Genomic DNA, 4,957 nt, shown 5'->3' with positions numbered 1-4,957 from the left:
CCGCTGGCAAGGCCCGCCAGCGCCAGGCCAGCCGCCATGACCAGCGCGCCGCCGGTCATCGTCAGGCGCCCGCCAATCCGCGTGATCAGCCACACCGGCAGAGTGGCCCCGGCGCTGGCCCCCACGATCACCGTGGTAAAGGCTGCGCCCAGCGCGGCGGGCCCCAGGTGCAGGGCCTGGCCCGTGGCAAACAGCGCCAGCCCCATGCCGGCAAAGACGATGCCCTGGCCCAGGAACAGCGCCAGCGACACGGCCAGCGCCACCATGCCTTCACGCGCGGTGAAGGCGTGGTGGCCGGCGCTCATTCCGGCTTTTCGCCCAGGATCTGCACGCGATAGCCCGAGCGCACCTGCGGGAAATAGTCCCAGATCGCCGAATGCTGCGCACAGCGGTTGTCCCAGAACGCGATCGAGTGCGGCTGCCAGCGAAAGCGGCACTGGAACATCGGATGTTGCACGTGTTCATAGAGATAGGTCAGGATCGCGCGGCTCTCGATCGCGGGCACGCCCTCGATATGGGTGGTGAAGCCACGGTTCACATAGATGCACTTCTTGCCCGTCACCGGGTGGGTGCGGATCACCGGATGGCTGTGGCGCGGCAGCTTCATGCCTTCGGGCGTGATCCCGCCAAAGCCGACCACGGCATCGTGCACGGCGGTCAACCCCGAAAGATAGGCCTTCATCCGGTCAGACAGCGCGTCATAGGCGGCATACATGTTGGAAAACACCGTATCGCCGCCGACGGGCGGCATGGTGTGGAGATAGAGGATCGAGCCCATCGGCGGCGCTTCGTCGCAGCTCATGTCGGAATGCCAGTCTTCGCCGGCCACGAACGTGCTGTTTTCATCGGCGTGGATGATCGTCACTTCGGGGTGGCCGGGCACCTGCCAAGGCGCGGTGCTGGGCGCGATGTGCACGCCGCCGAAATAGTTGGCCAGGCGGATATGGTCTTCGTGGGCGATCGGCTGATCGCGGAAGAACAACACCAGCCGATCGGCCATGGCGGCTTTCAGCTCGGTCACCTGCGCGTCGGGCAGGGGCTGGGTCAGATCGAGGCCAAACACTTCCCCGCCGATCGCCGGGGTCACATTACGTACCGTTATCGTTTCATAGGCCATGGGAATGCTTGCCTTTGTCAAAGGATCGGCCAGGCCATGCGCAGCGGCAGGCCCGACCTGGAAACCAGCGCTTGCGCGGCGTCTTGCGCCTGCGCCAGCAGTTGTTCTTCATCGATAGTGGTGCAGCGCCCAGCGTCGACCACGCGGCGGCCATCGACCCACACGCTATGCACGCCGCGCCCATCGGCAGACCACACCAGTTGTTGCACCGGGTTGTGCAGCGGCATCCATTCCGGGCGGCGGGTATCGTGCAGCACCAGGTCTGCCCGTGCGCCCACGGCCAGCGTGCCCACCTGCCCTTCCAGGCCCATGGCGCGCGCGCCGTTGACGGTGAGCATTTCCAGCGCGCTTTCGGCCGGGAACAGCGCAGTGTCGCCGCGCGCATCCTTCCACAGGCCGGCCATCAGGCGGGCAGAGGGCATCAGATCATGCCGATCGCCGCCATCGGTGCCGATCGCGATGTTGACGCCAGCGGCGGCCATTTCGGGAAACAGCCCGCGCGTGGTGGCCTGATAGCCGCCTTTGAGCGAGGCTTCGGGGCAATGCACCACATGCGTGCCGCTTTGTGCCAGCAGGGCCACTTCGCGTTCGTCGACATGCACCATGTGGACCAGCGCCAGGTGATCGCCCAACACGCCAAGGTCTGCCAGCCATTCCACCGGGCGCTTGCCGGTGTTGGCCAGATACCATTCCGGGTCACCGGCGGCGGGCGCCATGTGCGCGCAAATGCGCAGGTTTTTCTCGCGCGCGATGGCCGTGGCCGCCTGCCACAGCTCGGCAGTATTGGTCATGTGCCCGACCAGCAGCGGCCAGGCGGCGAGCAGGCGTCCGTCATCGGGCCAGGCAGCCAGATCGGCGCCAAACGCGTCGAGCGCGGCCTGGGTCAGCGCGGCCTGGTCCTCGCCAGGAGCAAACGCCCGGTCCATGCACCAGCGGCCGATGCGTCCGCGAATGCCTGTGCCCTCCAGCGCCTGGGCCACGGCCTCGAACGCGATCAGCGTGCCGGCTTCGAGGAACGTGGTCGTGCCGGTCTTGAGCATGGTCAGCACGGCCAGCCGCGCGGCGATTGCCTGTTCCTGCGGGGTATGCCCTTGATAGAGCGGGATCACCCATTGGTTGAGCCCTTCGTCAAAGGGCAGCGCCTCGGGCAGGAAATTGCGGATCAGGGTTTCGGTCAGATGCACGTGCGCATTGACGAAGCCGGGCGTGGCAACAAAACCGCGCGCATCGATCACCTCGCGCGGCGCAACCATGCCGGCCACCTCTGCGCTTGGCCCCACCGCCACGATGCGGCCCTGTGCCATGGCAACCGCGCCATCGCGGATCACGCGGCGCTGCGCATCCATCGTCACCAGCATCGCGCCGGTGACCAAGGTATCGACCGCCTGCATCCTAGCCGAACCGGAAGGCAGAGATATCGGCCATCATCACGTTGTCGGTAAAGTCGCGCTGGCCCGGCGCATCGGCGGCGGCACCTGCTGCCACCATCAGCGGGATCAGGTGTTCTTCGCGCGGGTGGCTTTGCCGGCCGGCCGGCGCGCTGGCCCACTGGCGCAGGGCCTGCCAGCGCTGTTCGGGCGGGCTTTCGATCGCCTGGGTAAGCCAGGCATCGAACGTGGCCGAAGGCTGCGTGGCGGCGGGCGAAAAGAACGCGCGCATGTTGTGGAAGCTCATGCCCGAACCCACGATCAGCACGCCCTCGTCGCGCAGCGCAGCAAGGGCGCGGCCACAGCGCAGGTGCTCTTCAGGATCGAGGTCGCGCTTGAGCGAGAGCGGCACCACCGGAATATCCGCCTCGGGCGTGACCAGCAGGAACGGGATGAATACGCCATGGTCGAACCCGCGCGCGGCATCGGTGCGTGCCGGCAGCCCTTCGGCCTCGATCAGCGCCACGATCCGCTCGGCAAGCGCAGGTGCGCCCGGCGCAGGAAACTTCAGTTCATAGGTGTGCGGCGGAAAGCCATAGTAATCATAGATCATGCCCGGTGCGGGCGCGGAAGCGACGGTAAACGCGTCTTCTTCCCAATGCCCGGATATCACCACGATGCCCTTGGGTTTTTCCGGCAGGCTCGCGATCAGGCCCTTGAGATAGCCGGCGGTCTTGTCCCAGGCGTCGGCCGGCCCACCCATCGCGCGCCAGTCCATGAAAAAGCAGGGGCCGCCGCCATGGGGAATGAACAGGCTGGGCATCCGGGTGGCGGAATCGGGCATGAGGTCGCTTGGCTCCTTGCGCATCGGCAGTATCGTGGCATCGTCGTTCCGGGCTTTGTCCCGGGGGCAACTCGGTGATGGCACGATCAACGGCCTCGACCTAGCGGGGCAGGGGTTCCCCGTCTTGACGGCCCGCGCAAGCAATTTTGCAAGGCGCGGCTGTTCGGTGGCCAAGTGCCTGTAAAGCGGCACTTGCTGGCGCCATCAAATTGATGGCTGACGCCCTCGTTGTTGCGAGCGAGCCTCCATGCTTGGCAAGCGCGCCAGCGTGGGGTCTGATAGCTGCGCCACTCACTATCCGGGACTCGCCGCGCACCATGCCTTCTGCGCCCAGCTATCAGGCGGCCAAGGTCGCCATCGCCGCCACCATCGCCAACACCCTGTGCATGACCGCGGCGATTTCCGCCACGATCGGCGTGTTCCTGGTGCCGATCGCACAGGATTTCGGCTGGCCGCGTGCCGGTGTTTCGGGCGTGCTCGGGCTGATTTCGGTGATCAGCGCCATCAGCTATCCGCTGATCGGCCGGGCGATGGACCGGTTTGGTGCGCGCTGGCTTTTGCTGGCGGGCAATCTCGGGCTGGCGGTGGGCATCCTGCTGGTGTCGCGCGCCGATGGCACGATGCTCGATTTCTACTGGCGGTTCGCGCTGGTCGGGCTGTTCGGCACGATGGCGGCCACCGGCATGGTCAGCAAGGTGGTGTCGAACTGGTTCGATGCGCGGCGCGGGTTGATGCTGGGGGTGACGGCGGGCGTGGGCAATGGCCTGGGCGCCACGATCATGCCGATCGTGGCCGGCGTGGTCCTGTCCAGCCATGGCTGGCGCATGGGCTATGTCGTGATCGGGCTGCTCGTGGCGCTGGCCGCGCCGTTCATCGCGCTGTGGATGCGCGATGCGCCACCCGCTGCGGCCGGTGATAGCCATGCCATGTCCCCGCTCGCCAGCGGCATGAGCCTGGGCCAGGCTGCGCGCACCAGCGCATTCTGGCTGATGCTGGTGGCGGTGGCGGCCGGCGCCGGCGGGATGACCGCGATGTTCACCCATGTCGTGCCGATCCTCATGGGCCATGGTGTGTCGCTGGCGCAGGCCACCGGCGTGGTGGTGGTCTTTGCCCTGGTCACAGCAGGCTGGCAGGTGGTGACCGGTGGACTGCTCGATCGCTTTCGCACCCCGCGCCTGATCCTGCCGATGTATGCCAGCGCCATGGCCGGCATGCTGATCCTGCAGTTTTCCACCGGCAGCCTGGCGATCATCACCGCCGGCGCACTGCTCGGCATCGGCATGGGGGCGGAATATGCCGCGCTGTCCTACTTCGTCTCGCGCTATTTCGGGCTGCGCCACTTCGGCACGATCGTCGGCGCGTTCTATGCGGTTGTCGCGTTCATCCAAGGCGTGGCGCCGATGCTGATGGACATGAGCTTTGACCGCAGCGGCTCTTATGTCGTGGCGACGCTCGCCATCGTCGGCGCGTTGGCGCTGGGCATGGTGCTGCTGGCGCTCCTGCCGCACCCCGATCGCTTTGCGGCCACGGCGCCGGGCGCGCGCGCATCGACCGATGGCGCGCCGGGCGCTCTGGTGCTCGCCTGATGGCCGTTGTCGTTTTCGGATCGATCAACCGCGATCTGGTCAT

General features: G+C 66.9%; 4 protein-coding genes and 1 pseudogene. 1 reads left to right on the top strand and 4 read right to left on the bottom strand.

The features are described from left to right. The 4 genes and pseudogenes from H926_RS0110170 to H926_RS0110155 all read right to left on the bottom strand — a co-directional run. Positions 1-305 (bottom strand): annotated as a pseudogene (locus H926_RS0110170) (hypothetical protein); the annotation flags it as partial. Beyond that, positions 302-1,117, bottom strand: coding sequence for a TauD/TfdA family dioxygenase (locus tag H926_RS0110165; RefSeq protein ID WP_022676202.1), 816 nt, complete (start codon positions 1,115-1,117; stop codon positions 302-304). The gene H926_RS0110165 and the pseudogene H926_RS0110170, both read right to left, overlap by 4 nt. A 17-nt stretch (positions 1,118-1,134) precedes the next feature. Then, entirely contained in the window at positions 1,135-2,508 is a 1,374-nt protein-coding gene (locus H926_RS0110160) for an amidohydrolase family protein (protein ID WP_022676201.1), read from the bottom strand. 1 nt (position 2,509) lies between these two features. Further along, a complete protein-coding gene (locus H926_RS0110155) occupies positions 2,510-3,328 on the bottom strand; it encodes a class III extradiol ring-cleavage dioxygenase (RefSeq protein ID WP_028657830.1) in 819 nt (272 codons plus the stop codon). 317 nt (positions 3,329-3,645) lie between these two features. On the opposite strand from H926_RS0110155, the gene H926_RS26760 reads away from it, so the two are divergent. After that, positions 3,646-4,914 carry an MFS transporter gene (locus tag H926_RS26760; protein WP_022676199.1) on the top strand — a complete coding sequence of 423 codons (1,269 nt, stop codon included), beginning with the start codon at positions 3,646-3,648 and terminating at the stop codon, positions 4,912-4,914. The last annotated feature ends 43 nt before the right edge of the window (positions 4,915-4,957 follow it).

Origin of the sequence: Novosphingobium sp. B-7 (assembly GCF_000410615.1) — a bacterium.
GTDB classification, from domain to species: Bacteria; Pseudomonadota; Alphaproteobacteria; order Sphingomonadales; family Sphingomonadaceae; genus Novosphingobium; species Novosphingobium capsulatum.
The sequence above is the reverse complement of the archived record's forward strand: the minus strand, read 5'-3'. Positions and strand labels throughout refer to the sequence as shown.